The sequence below is a fragment of the Candidatus Pelagibacter sp. PS_41 genome, from assembly GCF_059417725.1.
In genome coordinates, this window is the sequence record NZ_CM182062.1 from 932744 (window position 1) to 947882 (window position 15139).

A 15139-nucleotide genomic window follows, 5' to 3' on the forward strand; every position below is an offset into this window, starting at 1 on the left:
TTTAATGATTAAAAAAATATTTTTTCAGTCGATATTTTTAAGCTTCCTGTTTTTTATGGAAGCTTTTGCAGCTGAAAGTGGTGGAATGCCTCAATTAAATCCTGAGTTTTGGGTTTCTCAAATTTTTTGGCTAATTATTACTTTTGGAATTTTATATGTTGTTTTATCTAAACTTATACTTCCAAAAATAAGTGCCAATCTAGAAAATAGAAAATCTCAAATTTTAGAAAACATTGAGGCTGCGGAAAAGCAAAGAGAAGAAAGTGAACAAAAAATTAAAGAATACGAAAAAATAATACAAGGCAGCAAAAATGAAGCAAAAAACTACTTTAAACAAGCTAGAGAAGAAGTGCTGAAGGACATTAGTATAAAAAAAGAAACACTAGAAAAAGAACTTGATGAAGAAGTTAATAAAGCTGAGATTGAAATAAAAACTTTTAGAGATAGCGCTCCAGAGAAAATTAAGAAGATTGCTGTTGAGACCTCTTCAGACTTACTACAGAAACTAATAGGGGCTGAAGTTAACAGTAGTAGCATCTCTGCAATAGTAGAAGATCTTTCGAGAAAAAAAATGGTTAAATATTATGATAATTGATGGAACTTTTTGGGTAGCTATATCTTTTTTAATATTTTTAGGGGTTTTAATTTATTTAAAAATACCTCAAAAAATTAATGAACTTTTAAATAAGCTTATCCTTGATATTAAAAATGAAATAGATGAAAGTGAAAAGCTAAGACAAGAAGCGAAAGTCTTGTTGGATAACGCTCAAAATAAACTTGATACCGCACAAACAATAAGTAATGATATTTTGCGACAAGCTAAAAAAGATAGTGAACATCTTATAATCGAAATGAATGATAAATTTCACAAATCTTCAGAAATTAAAAAAAAATTAGCAGAAAATAAAATTTCACAAATGAAAGAGGCTGCACTTAAAGAAATAAAAGATGTTTCAATTAAAATCGCTGTTGATTCTGTTAAAAAAATTATTAACACATCTGTTGATAAATCAAAACTTGATGGTCTTTTTGAAAAAAATGTTGAAGAAACAAAAATAGCTTTAAAAGAAATAAGCTCATAATTACCTTACAATTCTTTAAAAAAAATATAAATTAACCTAATGAAATCTATAGTCATTGGTTCTGGGTTTGGTGGTATAGCCGCAGCATTAAGATTAAGAGCTAAAAATCATAAAGTAACTTTAATTGAAAAACACCCTGACTTAGGCGGAAGAGCTAGGGTATTTAAAAAAAATGGCTTTACCTTTGATGGCGGTCCAACAGTAATTACTGCACCTTATCTAATTGAAGAGCTTTTCACTTTATTTAATAAAAAGTCTCAAGATTACATAAAACTCACTCCTTTAAAAACTTGGTATAGATTCATTTATGAAGATGGAGGTGTATTTGATTATTCTGGAGATGAAGATCAAATGAAAAAGCAAATTGAGACAATAAGCAAAGAAGATGTAAAAGGTTATGAGCAGCTTGTAAAATTCACAAAAAAAATATTTGATAAAGGCTTCACAGAACTAGCTGATGTTCCATTTGATAAGCCTCTTGTGATGATGAAGCAATTACCTTCTTTACTAAAGCTTAAAAGCTATAAATCAGTTTATTCATTAGTTTCTTCATATATAAAAAATGAAAAATTAAGACGTATGCTGAGTATGCATCCTCTATTAGTTGGTGGAAACCCTTTTACAACAACCTCTATATACGGATTAATTCTATATCTAGAGAAAAAATGGGGCATTCATTACTCAATGGGTGGAACTGGTAATATAATCAACGGCTTAGAAAAATTAATGATTGAACAAGAAATTGAATTAATCAAAGGACATGAGGTTACAGAAATAATTTCAAATAATGGAAAAATTAGTGGAGTAAAATTAGATAATCAAAAAGAAATTCATTCAAATAACGTAATATGTAACGCTGATCCTCCTGCTGTATATGAAAAACTTTTAAGTCTAAATAAAACAAGCTCTCTATTTAAATGGAAGCAAAATCGAATGCAGTATTCTATGGGCCTATTCGTTTACTACTTTGGAACAAAAAAAACATACCCAGATGTAGAGCACCACACGATCAAATTTGGTGAAAAATACAAAGAACATCTGAGTGATATTTTTGAAAATAAAAAATTAAACGATGACATAAGTTATTACCTGCATAGACCATCAGCTACAGATAAATCAATGGCACCTGAGGGAAATGATTGTTTCTATGTTCTTGTGCCAGTCCCAAACAATCAATCCAAAATTGATTGGAAAATTGAAGGTGAAAGAATGAAGAATTTAGTAATAGATAAGATGGAAAAAGCATTGCTACCCAATCTTAGAGAAAATATTATTGAAGATTTCTATTTAACACCAGATTATTTTGAAAATGAATTAAATACCAAATTTGGATCAGGTTTTTCGATCCAGCCAAAATTTACTCAATCTGCATATTTTAGATTTCATAATAAATCAGAAATTTATGATGGATTATATTTTGTTGGAGCAGGAACGCACCCGGGTGCAGGAGTTCCAGGCGTACTATCTTCAGCAAAAGTTTTAGATAAAATATTATAATGTTAAAAAACAATTATTTATCTATTTATGCCAAGTCGTTTAATTGGGCAGCTTTTTTTCTTCCAAAAAATACATACAAAGATTGTTCTTCTTTATACGATTTTTGTAGAACAGTAGACAATATAGCAGATGATAAGAATGATTTAGATATTAAAATAAAAAAACTATCGGAGTTTAAAAGTCAGTTCTTAAATAAAAATTTTGATAGCTTGGTAATTAGAAATATGTGGTCTTTAATAGAAAATTATAAGATTTCAATAAAGGTTATAGATGATTTATTTGATGGTATTGAATCTGATCTAAGTGAAATAGTTAAACTAAATACAAAAAAAGAACTATTAATTTATTCTTATCGAGTAGCTGGCACAGTCGGTTTAATGATGGCAAAAATTTTAAATGTTGAAGATAAAAAATCAATGAAAGCTGCAATAGATCTTGGCATAGCGATGCAACTAACCAATATATCCAGAGATGTTGTAGAAGATGCAAATAATAATAGATTTTACATAGAATATGACTTTGAGAATATAAAAAAAACTTTAAGGATAGCTGATCTTTTCTATGAGAGCTCTTTTAACTCTATAAAAAAAATTCCTTTTACTTTTAGATTTGCAATATTGGTAGCTAGAAGAATTTATAAAAAAATCGGAGACAATATTTTACAAAAAAGAAATATTGATAATTATAATAAAAGTGGAAAGATTTATGTGAGTAATTTTAGTAAATTATTTGAAACATTTCTCTCAATATATGATTTAATTTTATTATCATTTACGAATGAAAAAAGTCATCTAAGAGAAGAAGAACATCTCTTGATTAAACAAGAAATAAATTTAGATGAAAGAATTTGATTACGTTATAATTGGTGGTGGTTGTGCAGGTCTATCCCTAGCCTATGAGCTTGAAATTCACAATAAGCTCAGAGACAAAACTTTAGCAATAATTGAACCAAGGTTAGAATATAAAAGAGATAAAACTTGGTCTTATTGGAAGACTTTAGAGCACAACTTTACAGATTGTGTAAAAAAAAGTTGGATTAATTTTTCAATTAATATTCCCAATAAAACTAAATTTATAGAATGTAGTGATTTGCCTTATGAATCTATAGATAGTGGCTTGTTTTATGAAAAAATTAATAGCAAATTAAATACAAATAAAAATATTAGCTTTTATAAAAGTTCTGAGGAAATAAATTTGGATAAAGGTTTTATTTTTAATAGTGTTTCTTCATTTAAAGCTAATCAAAATCAATTATGGCAACACTTTAAAGGTATTGAAATTGAAACTAAAAAAAATGATTTTGATGACCAAATTTTTAATTTAATGGATTTTGATTGTGATCAAAGGGATAGTGTTCATTTTTTTTATACACTTCCATATTCTAAAAATAGAGCACTAGTAGAAACAACTTGGTTATCAACAATGGCTAATAATTCACTAAAAGATTATGATAATCAATTGCAAAATTATATTGTTAATCATCTTAATATAAAAGATTACAAAATATTATATGAAGAGGAAGGTGCAATTCCTTTATTTTATCCTAAAACCAATGATAAAAAAAATATAATAAATATTGGTACCGCCGGGGGAATGACTAGACTAAGTACCGGTTATACTTTTTTGAATATTCAAGAACATAGCAAATATATAAGAAAAAATATTCATAATATCCATGAATGTAAAAAATATAATATTGGTGCGAAATATAAATTTTTAGATAAAATATTTTTAAGAGTGCTTAATAGTCACCCCAATAAAATGCCAAATATATTCATGAACATGTTTAATGGGCTACCTAAGAATGTTATAAAATTTTTATCAAATAAAAGTAATTTATTCCAAGACTTATCTGTAATATTGAAAATGCCAAAATGGATATTCATTAAAGCTTTATTTAAAAATGATAAATAGTCAAATTAACAAATTCAATTTTTTTCACTCTTTAGTTTTTTTTATTTTTACTAGTATATTTTCAATCATTTTTGACCAGTTTCAAAATTTATATATATCTCCTATGATTTGTTTATTTCTTATACTTTCAATTGGTATTTCTCATGGTGCACTAGATAACCAAAAAGGGAAAAGGCTTCTAAATTTTTATAAAATTAAAAATAATTCTATTTTTTACTTACTGTATTTACTGATTGCTATTATCATAATTATTTTTTGGCTTTCTATTCCCACATTATCTTTGGTTGTATTCTTGATTGTGGCTGCTTACCATTTTGGAAAAGAAGATACAGATTTTTTGATACAAAAAAAATCGAATAAAGATATTATTTTTTATTTTTTTAAAGGCTTACTTGTGATTATAGCACCTCTAATGTTTCACTTTACCGAAACAGTCAATATTTTTAAATTGCTATTAGTTGAAAATGAAAATTTTTATCTAATATTCAGTTTTATTGAAACTAATAATCTAATTTTTTATATATTTTTGATTACTCTGATTGTTCATATTTACTTATTTAGCAGGGATTTTAAAATACTTAATATTCTAATTTTTTTTGACTTTATTTCGATATTAATCTTAAACTATTTTTTTTCACCTTTGGTTGCATTTACAGTTTATTTTTGTTTTTTACATTCTTTTAGACACTCCATTTCATTAATAAATGAAATAGATAATATTGATTTCAAAAGTGGAAGTCTTAAATTTATGAAAAAAGCTATGCCACTAACAATATTAACTGCAATATTTTATATTATAAGCCTATATTTTCTTACAAATTATTATCCTATCAATGATGCTATATTTAAAACTATATTTATTGGTTTGGCGTCTTTGACCTTTCCACATATATTGCTCGAATACCTTTTAGAAAAAAATGAAAAATAAAGAGATAAAAATTTTACTATCTGCTCCACGCGGATTTTGCGCAGGAGTAGAAAGAGCCATAGAAATTGTAAAAAAAAGTATAAATAAATATGGTGCACCAGTTTATGTTCGTCATGAAATAGTTCATAATAAATATGTTGTAGATAGCCTTAAAGCCATAGGGGCAATTTTTGTTGAAGAGCTTGATGAAATTCAAGATAAAAGCAGACCAGTAATATTTTCAGCACATGGTGTTCCAAAATCGGTACCTACACAAGCTAATGATTACAAAATGGAATATATTGATGCTACATGTCCACTTGTTTCTAAAGTTCATAGAGAAGCTGAAAATTTACATAAAGCTGGTTATCATATAGTTCTTATTGGGCACAATAACCATCCAGAAGTTATTGGTACTATGGGTCAGCTACCAAATGGAACAATTGATTTAATACAAGATGAGCATGATGTTGAGGCCTATGAATTGGATGGGAATAAAAAAATTGCTTATGTAACTCAAACAACTCTCTCTATTGATGACACTAAAGGAATAATTAAAGCTCTTAAAAAAAAATTCCCAGAAATAAAAGAGCCATTTAAAGAGGACATTTGTTATGCAACAACTAATCGTCAAGCAGCAGTTAAGAATATTGCAAAAAAGTGCGATATGTTTTTTGTCCTTGGAAGTAGAAATTCCTCAAATTCTGTAAGATTAGTTGAAGTTGCAGAACAAGCTGGTTGCCCACATTCTGAACTAATACATTCTGAAAGTTCCATCCCATTTGATAAATTGAAAAATTGTAAAACAATTGGTATTTCATCAGGAGCATCTGCCCCTGAAGTTTTAGTTGAAAACTTTATTGATCAAATTAAAAGTAAATATAAAGTAAAGATTGAGGTTGTTGAAATTATAAAAGAAAATATTGTTTTTAAAGTTCCTGGCAAACTTAATTAGATGGCTGTATATACAAAAATTTCAAAAAGAGATGTCTCTTCATTGGTTAATGATTATCAAATAAATGAAGTTAAAAAATTTCAAGGTATTAAAAAAGGAATAGAAAATACCAATTATTTACTTAAAACAAAAAAAAATAAATTTATCCTGACAATTTTTGAAAAGAGAGTTCAAAAAAAAGATTTACCATTTTTTATGAACTTGATGGAAGAGCTTAATAAAAAAAAAATTGCATGTCCAAAGCCATTACGTACTAAAAAAGGTTCTCATATAAGTAAAATTAAAAAAAAATCTGCCTGTATTGTAACCTTTTTAGAAGGCAAAGATAAAACAAATCTTAACTACAAAAATTGTTTTGATATTGGAAAAAATATTGCAAAATTTCATACTGTTACATCTAAACTAAAGTTAAGTAGACAGAATTCCATGTCAATTAATAAGCTTGGTGGCTTAATGAAGAGTATTAATTTTAAATCCTATAAATTTTTACCTAACCTTAAGAAAACTCTAAATCTATGTTTTAAAGATATTCTGAAACATTGGCCTAAAAACTTACCCCAGGGAATTATTCACGGAGATTTATTTATAGATAATATTTTTTTTAAAAAAAACAAATTTTCAGGATTCATTGATTTCTATTTTTCTTCTAATGATTATTTTATTTATGAAATTGCAATTTGTATAAATGCATTATGTTTTGATAAAAAGAAAGATAATTTTGTAATGAATAATAAAAAGATAAAAAATTTAATTAATGGATATGAAGCAATAAGATCTCTGTCAAAAAAAGAAAAGCAGTCACTTAATTTAATGTGCAGAGGCGCTGCCTTGAGATATCTTTTAACAAGAATTTATGATTTTTTTAATACACCAAATAATGCATTAATTAAGATTAAGGACCCTAGAGAATATTTACAAAAATTAATTATTCACAACAATCTTACGGACTACAAAGATTATTATAAATAATGATCAAAATTTATACAGATGGCTCCTGTTTAAATAATCCTGGAAATGGAGGTTGGGCTGCAATTATAAATGATAATGAGATAATTAAAAAAATTAGTGGAAGTGTTAAAGATACTACTAATAATAAAATGGAGCTGATGGCTCCAATCATGGCGCTTCAAGAAATTGACAAAAATAACGAAATCGAAATTTATACTGACTCACAATATGTAAGGTTAGGTATTACTGAATGGATCCATAAATGGATCAAAAATAATTGGCAAACTTCTAAGAAAGAGCCGGTTAAAAATAAAGAGTTATGGATGCAACTTTATGAATTAACTAAATCGTATAAAATAAAATGGATCTGGGTTAAGGCTCATGCTGGCAATGCCTTAAATGAAGAAGTTGATTTATTAGCTAAAAAAGCTGCTGAACTAAATTAAAGTTAAAAAATTTTGACCTGCTGAAATTTCACAAGCACCTGTATCTTTTTCTTCTTGTACTTTAATAACCTTAAGATTATCTAATAACATTGTATATCTATTCGATCGAATACCTAGGCCTCTAGCACTCTTATCAATATCTGCACCAATAGCTCTGGTAAAATCTAACATTGGGTCTGCCATCATTATAATTTTGTCACCAACATTTTGACTTTTTCCCCATGCATCCATTACGAAAGGATCGTTAACTGAAATACAAGCAATATGGTCGATGCCTTTAGCTTTATATTGCTCATAACTTTCAACATAGCTAGGTAAATGCTTGGCTGAACAAACTGAAGTATATGCACCAGGAAGTCCAAATAAAACTATTTTTTTATCCTTAAAAAATTCTAATGTATTTTTTTTTATAGGATTTCCATTCTCTAAGATAAAAAAATCAGCACTAGGAATATTTTCATTTTCTCTCAACTTCATTTTAATTTGTCCTTAATGTATTGTTTGGTTTTACTTACGTTATTAGGAACTATATCGTAATACTCTTTTTTATCCATAATATATTGTAATTCACTGGGTAGGCTTGGCTTTATTGAAATTGATTTATCTATAGCATCTGGAAATTTGCAAGGATGTGCCGTTGCTAAAACAATATTATCTCCCTCTATATTTATTTTATTTAAAGCGCCAAGACCTATCGCTGTATGAGGATCTAATATTACTTTATATTTATTATAGATATTTCTTATCGTTTCTATTACTTCCTCTTCATTCATACTTTCAGAGAGAAAATCCTTTCTAATTTTTTCTAATCTATTTTTTGCAAAGATATACTTTCCTTCATCTTTTATCTTAATCATTACATCTTTAGTTTCTATGTCATCAAAATCATTCAAATCATAAATTAATCTTTCAAAATTACTGGCAACTTGAATATCCATACTTGGTGAATTAGTTTCGAAAACTGTTTCAACCTCATATTTTCCAGTTGATATTGCTCTATGTAAAATATCGTTTTTATTCGTTGCAACTATTAATTTATTTATTGGAAGACCCATCTTTTTTGATAAGTAGCCAGCATATACATCACCAAAATTTCCTGTGGGAACTGAAAAATTAATTGATTTTTTATCTTTAATTAAGAAGTAAGTATAAAAATAATAAACAGCTTGGGCAATTATTCTTGCCCAATTTATAGAATTAACTCCCGACATATTAATCGAGTTTGAAAAATCCTTATCTGCAAACATCACTTTAACTAAATTTTGACAATCATCAAAGTTTCCTTCTATTGCAATATTAAAGACGTTATTCTCTTTAACAGTGGACATTATTTTTCTTTGAACGGGTGAAACTTTATTATGAGGGTGAAGGACAAATATATTTACATTTTTTTTACCCTTAATTGCATCTATGGCCGCAGCACCAGTATCTCCTGATGTTGCAACAATAATATTTATATTTTTACTATTTTTGCTTAAATAAAATTCATAAAAATTTCCAAGCAACTGCATTGCAACATCTTTAAAAGCAAGTGTTGGACCATGAAATAGCTCTAAAACTTTTGTGTCACCAAGTTTTATTAAATCAACAACATTTTTTTTTCGAAAAGTTGAATATGATTTATCTATGATCAAAGACAACTCAGACTCAGACATAAAATCACCTATAAAGGGATAGATAATCTTTTTAGCTAAATCCTGGTAGCTCAATTCACTTAATGAATTTAATTCTTCTTGAGTATATTTTTTAATCTCCTTTGGAATAAATAGTCCACCATCGTCAGCTAATCCTTTTATAAATACTTCTTCAAAACTATGCTCTTTTGAATTATTTCTAGTGCTTATATACTTCATCTAATAATTTTTTTTTCTTAAATATAAATATATTAAAAGAATCGAAATCGCTAATGAAAACCAAGTTAGTGCATATTTTTTATGATTATTTGAAATGTTTGCAGTAATTGATTTTGTTTTAGGAAGATCATTTTGTCCAGAAAGATAAATTATATAAGGAGAAAAATTTTTCCCAGTATATTTAAAAACATCCTCTCTGTTTAAAGTAAACCAATAATTATTTGGGATGTCATTTTCTGGCTTGAACATATTAGACTTTGTTTGCTTTTTTAAAATTCCATTAATATTACTAGAGTCTATAAGATTTATTGTTTGATCATTTTTTTTATCAAAAGGTATCCACCCTCTATTTAGTAAATAGTTTCTATTCTCAACTGTTAATGGACTAATAACTTCAAATCCTGGTTTGCCTTTTTCATCTAAATTATAAAGATAGATTTGTTTTTCAAAATCAATCAAACCACTAGTTTTAACTCTAAGATAGTTTGTGTGTTTACTACTTGATAAATCAACCGGAGTATCCTTAAGGGATGTTTCTATTTGATTAATTAATTCTAACTTCCAATTAAGTCTAACAATTTGCCAACTTCCTAAAGCTACAAATACAGATATGAAGAAAAAAACAAAAATAGAAAATAAAAATTTATATCTCAAAGGCTAGAAACTAACTTCCCCAAACATAAATAGCTGCAAACAAAAACAACCAAACAACATCAACAAAGTGCCAATACCATGCAGCTGCTTCAAACCCAAAATGATGGTCTTTATTAAAATGACCTAATTTACCTCTCCAAAGGCATACAGCTAAAAATATAGTTCCTATGATGACATGAAATCCATGAAATCCAGTTGCCATATAAAATACTGATCCATAAATGTGTCCTGAAAAATTAAAGGCTGCATGACTATACTCATATGCTTGAAGTAACGTGAAGCTAAACCCTAAGATAACTGTAAAAATTAATCCTTGAATAAAACCTTTTCTATCACCTTCAATCAATGAATGGTGTGACCAAGTTACTGTTGTTCCAGATAATAGTAGAATAAGTGTATTAATTAATGGAAGATCCCAAGCATCAAGTGTTTCTATATCTTGAGGTGGCCAAACACTTCCTACAAATTCATTGGGGAATAAACTTATATCAAAATAAGCCCAAAACCATGCAACAAAAAACATTACTTCAGATGCTATGAATAGTGTCATTCCATATCTATGGTGAATTTGTACAACTGGAGTATGATGACCTTGATGTTCTGCCTCAATAACAACATCTCTAAACCACATGTATGCTCCATATAAAAGTAAAGCTAAACCAAGGTACATTCCCCAAGATACTTCGTTGTGTAAATAATAAACCGAACCTATAGCTAGAACTAAACAAGAGAAAGATACATAAATAGGCCAAGGGCTTGGATCTACTAAATGATAATCATGTTTTTTTTCTGCAGACATATTTTATATTTGGGGCTGTTTATAGTAATCTGATGAGAAAAAAGTATAGGACATAGTTACATCTTTAATATTTTTAGTACCAGGATCATTTACCATTTCTGGATCCAAATAAAAAGTCATTATATATATAACCTTTTCCCCTGGTTTTAACTCTTGTTTTTCAAAACAAAAACAGCCTAATTTACTATAATACTTCCCGAATGTTGATGGTGAAACATTAAAGCTTGCAACACCGTAAGTTGTCTCATTTCCATAGTTCTCAACTTCAAATTCTATACTATTTACTTGACCAATTTTTACATCCATAACATTTGTCTTGGCTTTAAAGTTCCATGGAAGTTTATTAACATTGGTATCAAATCTAACACTTACTTTTTGATCTAAAACTAACTCAGGGGCCTGTCTTGATACCTGGGTGGTACCACCAAAGCCTGTTACTTTACAAAATAAATCATACAAAGGAACTGCAGCAAAAGATAATCCTAACATTAGAAAAAATATTCCCGCTAATAAAATTGGTGTAAGTGTTTTATTTTGCATTATATTTGTCTATCAAAAACACCAGTATTATAGAGAGTAAAAAAAAATAAAAAAATCATAAATGCTAATATTGCAACTGCTGTTAAAATATTTTTTCGCTTAGTTTTTTTATCAGGCACCATCATAATATTTTATCTATTAAAAAAATAACGAATATCAAAAATAAATATAAAATTGAGTATCCAAATATTGTTTTAGCTTTCTTGGGGTTAAATTTATTTTCTTTGAACTTATAAAGTTGAAAACATAAAAGATTGTAATAAAGCGTTAAAGCTAAAGCAGGTATTAAAAATATTAGTCCAACAAAATCAATTGCATATGGTAAAACAACCATTGGCAACATTAACAGTGAATAAACAAGAATATTTATTTTTGTAGCCTCCACACCATTGGTTAATGGTAACATTGGTATTTTAGCTTTTTTATAATCATCTGACTTATAAAGACTTAATGCCCAAAAATGTGATGGTGTCCAAAAAAATATAATTAAAAAGAAAGTTAATGCTTCTAAAGAAAGTGAATTGGTTGCAATAGTCCAGCCAATTACTGGAGGTAAAGCTCCTGCTGCTCCTCCAATAACAATATTTTGTGGAGTTTTTCTTTTTAACCAAATTGTATAAATGAAAACATAAAATAAAATTGTAAAAAGTAGTAGAGCTGCTGATAGGGTATTTGCATAATAGTCTAGTGCAACTACAGAAAAAAATGATAGCAAAATTCCAAAAATTAAAGCTTGTTTTTTATTTACTTTACCCATTGGAATTGGTCTTAAACAAGTTCGAGTCATTAACGCATCAAGGTCAGATTCGTACCACATATTTAATGCACCAGCTGCTCCTGCCCCAACTGAAACAATGAAAATTGCAATCATTGCGTCTAGAGTTGGTACTGTAACAGGCGCCATTAAAAGTCCAACAGCACAAGTAAAAATGACCAAAGACATAACTCTTGGTTTCATTAATTTAAGTAATTCAGAAAAACTAAAAATTTCTGCTTGTCTTAAATTTCTATTTTTTAATTTAGAATTAATCATTAATATTTATAAAAATTATAGTTTTACTAACTAGTAGATTTTTCGACACCATCAATATCTTCAAACTTTGGTAACTCTTCAAAAGTGTGGAAGTTAGGTGGTGATGGAACTGTCCATTCCAAAGTTGTTGCACCTTCTCCCCAAGGGTTTTGAGCCGCAGCTTTTTTCTTTGAAAAAGAATAAATTAAGTTAACAAAAAATACTAGCAAGCCTACAACTGCAATATAAGAGCCCACAGAGGATACGTAATTCCAACCTGCAAATGCATCAGGGTAATCAGCATATCTTCTTGGCATTCCAGCTAAACCTAAAAAATGTTGAGGAAAAAATACTAAGTTCACTCCAATGAATGTTAACCAAAAATGTAATTGCCCCATCCATTCTGAATACTCATACCCAGACATTTTACCAAACCAATAATAAAATCCTGCAAAGATTGCAAATACCGCACCTAAAGATAATACATAATGAAAGTGAGCAACTACATAATAAGTATCATGCATTGCAGTATCAACACCTGCATTTGCAAGAACAACACCTGTTACACCACCTACCGTAAATAAAAATATAAAACCTAATGCCCACATCATGGGAGTTTTAAATGAAATTGATCCACCCCACATTGTTGCAATCCATGAAAATATTTTAATCCCAGTTGGGACCGCAATAATCATTGTTGCAGCTAAAAAATATGCTTTAGTATCTGTGCTTAAACCTACTGTGTACATGTGATGAGCCCAAACAACAAACCCGACAACACCAATTGAAACCATCGCATAAGCCATTCCTAAATATCCAAATACAGGTTTTTTAGAAAATGTTGAAACAATATGACTAATCATTCCAAAGCCAGGTAAAATTAAAATATAAACTTCAGGGTGACCAAAGAACCAAAATAAATGTTGGTATAAAACTGGATCTCCTCCAGTTTGAGCATCAAAAAATGCAGTTCCAAAATTTCTATCCGTTAAAAGCATTGTTATTGCACCTGCTAAAACAGGAAGTGATAATAACAATAAAAATGCAGTAACTAAAACCGACCAAGCAAATAATGGCATTTTATGCAAAGTCATACCTGGTGTTCTCATATTTAAAATTGTTGTAATAAAGTTAACTGCTCCTAAAATTGAAGAAGCCCCAGCTAAGTGTAAACTTAAAATAGCAAAATCCATTGCAGGTCCTGGTTGTCCAGCTTTAGATGATAAAGGCGGATATAAAGTCCATCCTCCACCAACACCTTGTTGACCTGGAGGGCCATCTACAAAAATTGAAAGTAATAATAAAATAAATGAAGCTGGTAATAACCAAAATGAAATATTATTCATTCTAGGAAAAGCCATATCAGGTGCACCAATCATAATTGGAACAAACCAATTACCAAATCCCCCAATCATTGCAGGCATCACCATAAAGAAAATCATTATTAATCCATGGCCTGTAACCAACACATTGTATAGGTGATAGTTGCCACCTAAAATTCCATCACCAGGATGCATCAATTCAATTCTCATTAATACTGAAAAAGCTGTACCAATAATTCCTGCAACAATTGCAAAAATTAAATACATTGTACCAATGTCTTTGTGGTTAGTTGAGTAAGCCCAACGTTTCCAACCTGTTGGCGTGTGGTGATCGTCGTGTGATGCTGTTTGTGTGTACATTATTATTTACTCGCTATTTTTTTATATTCATTTTCTGTAATTGGCTCTTTAGCAAATTTCATTTTTGCCTCTGTTAACCATATCGCATATTCTTCATCTGTCACAACTTTTACTGTAATAGGCATAAAAGCATGCTCTATTCCACAAAGTTCAGAACATTGACCGTAGTACGTTCCAACTTTTTCAGCTTTAAACCAAGTTTCATTAATTCTTCCAGGAACAGCATCTCTCTTAACCCCAAATGATGGTAATGCCCAAGCATGCAAAACATCATTAGCTGTAATTAAAACTTTAACCACTTTATTAACTGGAACGATAACTTCATTATCAACAGTTAGTAATCTTGGTTGGTTTTCTTTTAGGTCGTCATCTTTGATCATATATGATTCAAAAATAATATTTTCATCGGGGTACTCATATCCCCAGTACCACTGGTAACCTACAGCTTTAATTGTTAGGTCAGCTTTTGGAATCGTATCTTGTTTATATAAAATTTTAAATGATGGAACAGCCATCACTATTAAAATTAAACATGGAATTAATGTCCATAAAACTTCCACAGCAACATTATGAGTAGTTTTTGATGGGTTAGGATTGTTTGACGCTCTAAACCTTATACAAACGTAAATCATTAGGAATAAAACAAAAACACTAATAGCAATAATTACAGGAAGAAGAATATTGTTATGAAAACTAACAATCTCAGTCATACTTTGAGAAGCTGAATCTTGAAAGCCTAGTTGCCAGTTTTTAGGCTGATCCGCCCAAGCACTAGTCATTAACATTGTAGCTATAATTGTTATTAAAAATTTTTTCATTTGTTACACACTATATAAAGTGTCTTTTAAAA

Annotated in this window: 17 protein-coding genes; 9 read left to right on the top strand and 8 right to left on the bottom strand. The window is 28.9% G+C overall.

Going from position 1 to position 15139, the window contains the following annotated elements; genetic code table 11:
- Positions 1 to 4 precede the first annotated feature (4 nt).
- From AC5SL8_RS05150 to rnhA, 9 genes are all read left to right on the top strand, one after another.
- Positions 5 to 595, top strand: coding sequence for a F0F1 ATP synthase subunit B family protein (locus AC5SL8_RS05150; RefSeq protein ID WP_494572920.1), 591 nt, complete (start codon positions 5 to 7; stop codon positions 593 to 595).
- Positions 585 to 1082 carry a F0F1 ATP synthase subunit B family protein gene (locus AC5SL8_RS05155; RefSeq protein WP_494572921.1) on the top strand — a complete coding sequence of 166 codons (498 nt, stop codon included), beginning with the start codon at positions 585 to 587 and terminating at the stop codon, positions 1080 to 1082. The genes AC5SL8_RS05150 and AC5SL8_RS05155 overlap by 11 nt, the downstream gene beginning before the upstream one ends.
- A 39-nt stretch (positions 1083 to 1121) precedes the next feature.
- Positions 1122 to 2579: a phytoene desaturase family protein gene (gene crtI / locus AC5SL8_RS05160; protein ID WP_494579442.1), complete on the top strand. Its 1458-nt coding sequence runs from the start codon at positions 1122 to 1124 to the stop codon at positions 2577 to 2579.
- Positions 2579 to 3430, top strand: a complete 852-nt coding sequence (locus tag AC5SL8_RS05165) for a phytoene/squalene synthase family protein (RefSeq protein WP_494579444.1) — start codon at positions 2579 to 2581, stop codon at positions 3428 to 3430. Before crtI ends, AC5SL8_RS05165 begins: the two co-directional genes overlap by 1 nt.
- Positions 3417 to 4493, top strand: coding sequence for a lycopene cyclase family protein (locus AC5SL8_RS05170; RefSeq protein ID WP_494579446.1), 1077 nt, complete (start codon positions 3417 to 3419; stop codon positions 4491 to 4493). Before AC5SL8_RS05165 ends, AC5SL8_RS05170 begins: the two co-directional genes overlap by 14 nt.
- A 103-nt stretch (positions 4494 to 4596) precedes the next feature.
- Positions 4597 to 5421, top strand: a complete 825-nt coding sequence (locus tag AC5SL8_RS05175) for a Brp/Blh family beta-carotene 15,15'-dioxygenase (RefSeq protein WP_494572925.1) — start codon at positions 4597 to 4599, stop codon at positions 5419 to 5421.
- The gene (gene ispH / locus AC5SL8_RS05180; RefSeq protein WP_494572926.1) at positions 5411 to 6355 is read left to right on the top strand and encodes a 4-hydroxy-3-methylbut-2-enyl diphosphate reductase; all 945 of its coding nucleotides are present in this window, start codon (positions 5411 to 5413) and stop codon (positions 6353 to 6355) included. The genes AC5SL8_RS05175 and ispH overlap by 11 nt, the downstream gene beginning before the upstream one ends.
- Positions 6356 to 7324 (top strand): homoserine kinase, encoded by a 969-nt coding sequence (locus AC5SL8_RS05185; RefSeq protein ID WP_494579448.1) that lies wholly within the window; start codon positions 6356 to 6358, stop codon positions 7322 to 7324. It begins immediately after the preceding gene.
- Positions 7324 to 7749, top strand: a complete 426-nt coding sequence (gene rnhA / locus AC5SL8_RS05190; protein WP_494572928.1) for a ribonuclease HI — start codon at positions 7324 to 7326, stop codon at positions 7747 to 7749. Before AC5SL8_RS05185 ends, rnhA begins: the two co-directional genes overlap by 1 nt.
- On the opposite strand, the gene AC5SL8_RS05195 is transcribed toward rnhA, so the two are convergent.
- From AC5SL8_RS05195 to coxB, 8 genes are all read right to left on the bottom strand, one after another.
- On the bottom strand, positions 7741 to 8226 hold the full coding sequence (locus tag AC5SL8_RS05195; protein WP_494579450.1) for a peroxiredoxin: 486 nt from the start codon (positions 8224 to 8226) through the stop codon (positions 7741 to 7743). The two genes, rnhA and AC5SL8_RS05195, sit on opposite strands and share 9 nt — an antisense overlap.
- A complete protein-coding gene (thrC, locus tag AC5SL8_RS05200; protein WP_494579451.1) occupies positions 8223 to 9602 on the bottom strand; it encodes a threonine synthase in 1380 nt (459 codons plus the stop codon). The genes AC5SL8_RS05195 and thrC overlap by 4 nt, the downstream gene beginning before the upstream one ends.
- Entirely contained in the window at positions 9603 to 10256 is a 654-nt protein-coding gene (locus tag AC5SL8_RS05205; protein ID WP_494579453.1) for an SURF1 family protein, read from the bottom strand.
- Positions 10257 to 10266: 10 nt separating this feature from the next.
- On the bottom strand, positions 10267 to 11055 hold the full coding sequence (locus AC5SL8_RS05210) for a cytochrome c oxidase subunit 3 (protein ID WP_494572932.1): 789 nt from the start codon (positions 11053 to 11055) through the stop codon (positions 10267 to 10269).
- A 3-nt stretch (positions 11056 to 11058) separates the two neighbouring features.
- On the bottom strand, positions 11059 to 11595 hold the full coding sequence (locus AC5SL8_RS05215; protein ID WP_494579455.1) for a cytochrome c oxidase assembly protein: 537 nt from the start codon (positions 11593 to 11595) through the stop codon (positions 11059 to 11061).
- Positions 11596 to 11716: 121 nt separating this feature from the next.
- Complete coding sequence (gene cyoE / locus AC5SL8_RS05220) at positions 11717 to 12628, bottom strand: heme o synthase (RefSeq protein ID WP_494579456.1); 912 nt, start codon at positions 12626 to 12628, stop codon at positions 11717 to 11719.
- A gap of 26 nt (positions 12629 to 12654) precedes the next feature.
- Positions 12655 to 14289, bottom strand: a complete 1635-nt coding sequence (gene ctaD / locus AC5SL8_RS05225; RefSeq protein ID WP_494572935.1) for a cytochrome c oxidase subunit I — start codon at positions 14287 to 14289, stop codon at positions 12655 to 12657.
- Positions 14290 to 14291: 2 nt separating this feature from the next.
- Positions 14292 to 15107, bottom strand: a complete 816-nt coding sequence (coxB, locus tag AC5SL8_RS05230) for a cytochrome c oxidase subunit II (RefSeq protein WP_494579457.1) — start codon at positions 15105 to 15107, stop codon at positions 14292 to 14294.
- Positions 15108 to 15139: the final 32 nt, after the last annotated feature.

Coding starts and splice junctions, on each gene's coding strand:
- AC5SL8_RS05150 (WP_494572920.1), top strand. CDS start 5: ATGATTAAAAAAATATTTTTTCAGTCGATATTTTTAAGCTTCCTGTTT.
- AC5SL8_RS05155 (WP_494572921.1), top strand. CDS start 585: ATGATAATTGATGGAACTTTTTGGGTAGCTATATCTTTTTTAATATTT.
- crtI (WP_494579442.1), top strand. CDS start 1,122: ATGAAATCTATAGTCATTGGTTCTGGGTTTGGTGGTATAGCCGCAGCA.
- AC5SL8_RS05165 (WP_494579444.1), top strand. CDS start 2,579: ATGTTAAAAAACAATTATTTATCTATTTATGCCAAGTCGTTTAATTGG.
- AC5SL8_RS05170 (WP_494579446.1), top strand. CDS start 3,417: ATGAAAGAATTTGATTACGTTATAATTGGTGGTGGTTGTGCAGGTCTA.
- AC5SL8_RS05175 (WP_494572925.1), top strand. CDS start 4,597: ATGATTTGTTTATTTCTTATACTTTCAATTGGTATTTCTCATGGTGCA.
- ispH (WP_494572926.1), top strand. CDS start 5,411: ATGAAAAATAAAGAGATAAAAATTTTACTATCTGCTCCACGCGGATTT.
- AC5SL8_RS05185 (WP_494579448.1), top strand. CDS start 6,356: ATGGCTGTATATACAAAAATTTCAAAAAGAGATGTCTCTTCATTGGTT.
- rnhA (WP_494572928.1), top strand. CDS start 7,324: ATGATCAAAATTTATACAGATGGCTCCTGTTTAAATAATCCTGGAAAT.
- AC5SL8_RS05195 (WP_494579450.1), bottom strand. CDS start 8,226: ATGAAGTTGAGAGAAAATGAAAATATTCCTAGTGCTGATTTTTTTATC.
- thrC (WP_494579451.1), bottom strand. CDS start 9,602: ATGAAGTATATAAGCACTAGAAATAATTCAAAAGAGCATAGTTTTGAA.
- AC5SL8_RS05210 (WP_494572932.1), bottom strand. CDS start 11,055: ATGTCTGCAGAAAAAAAACATGATTATCATTTAGTAGATCCAAGCCCT.
- AC5SL8_RS05215 (WP_494579455.1), bottom strand. CDS start 11,595: ATGCAAAATAAAACACTTACACCAATTTTATTAGCGGGAATATTTTTT.
- cyoE (WP_494579456.1), bottom strand. CDS start 12,628: ATGATTAATTCTAAATTAAAAAATAGAAATTTAAGACAAGCAGAAATT.
- ctaD (WP_494572935.1), bottom strand. CDS start 14,289: ATGTACACACAAACAGCATCACACGACGATCACCACACGCCAACAGGT.
- coxB (WP_494579457.1), bottom strand. CDS start 15,107: ATGAAAAAATTTTTAATAACAATTATAGCTACAATGTTAATGACTAGT.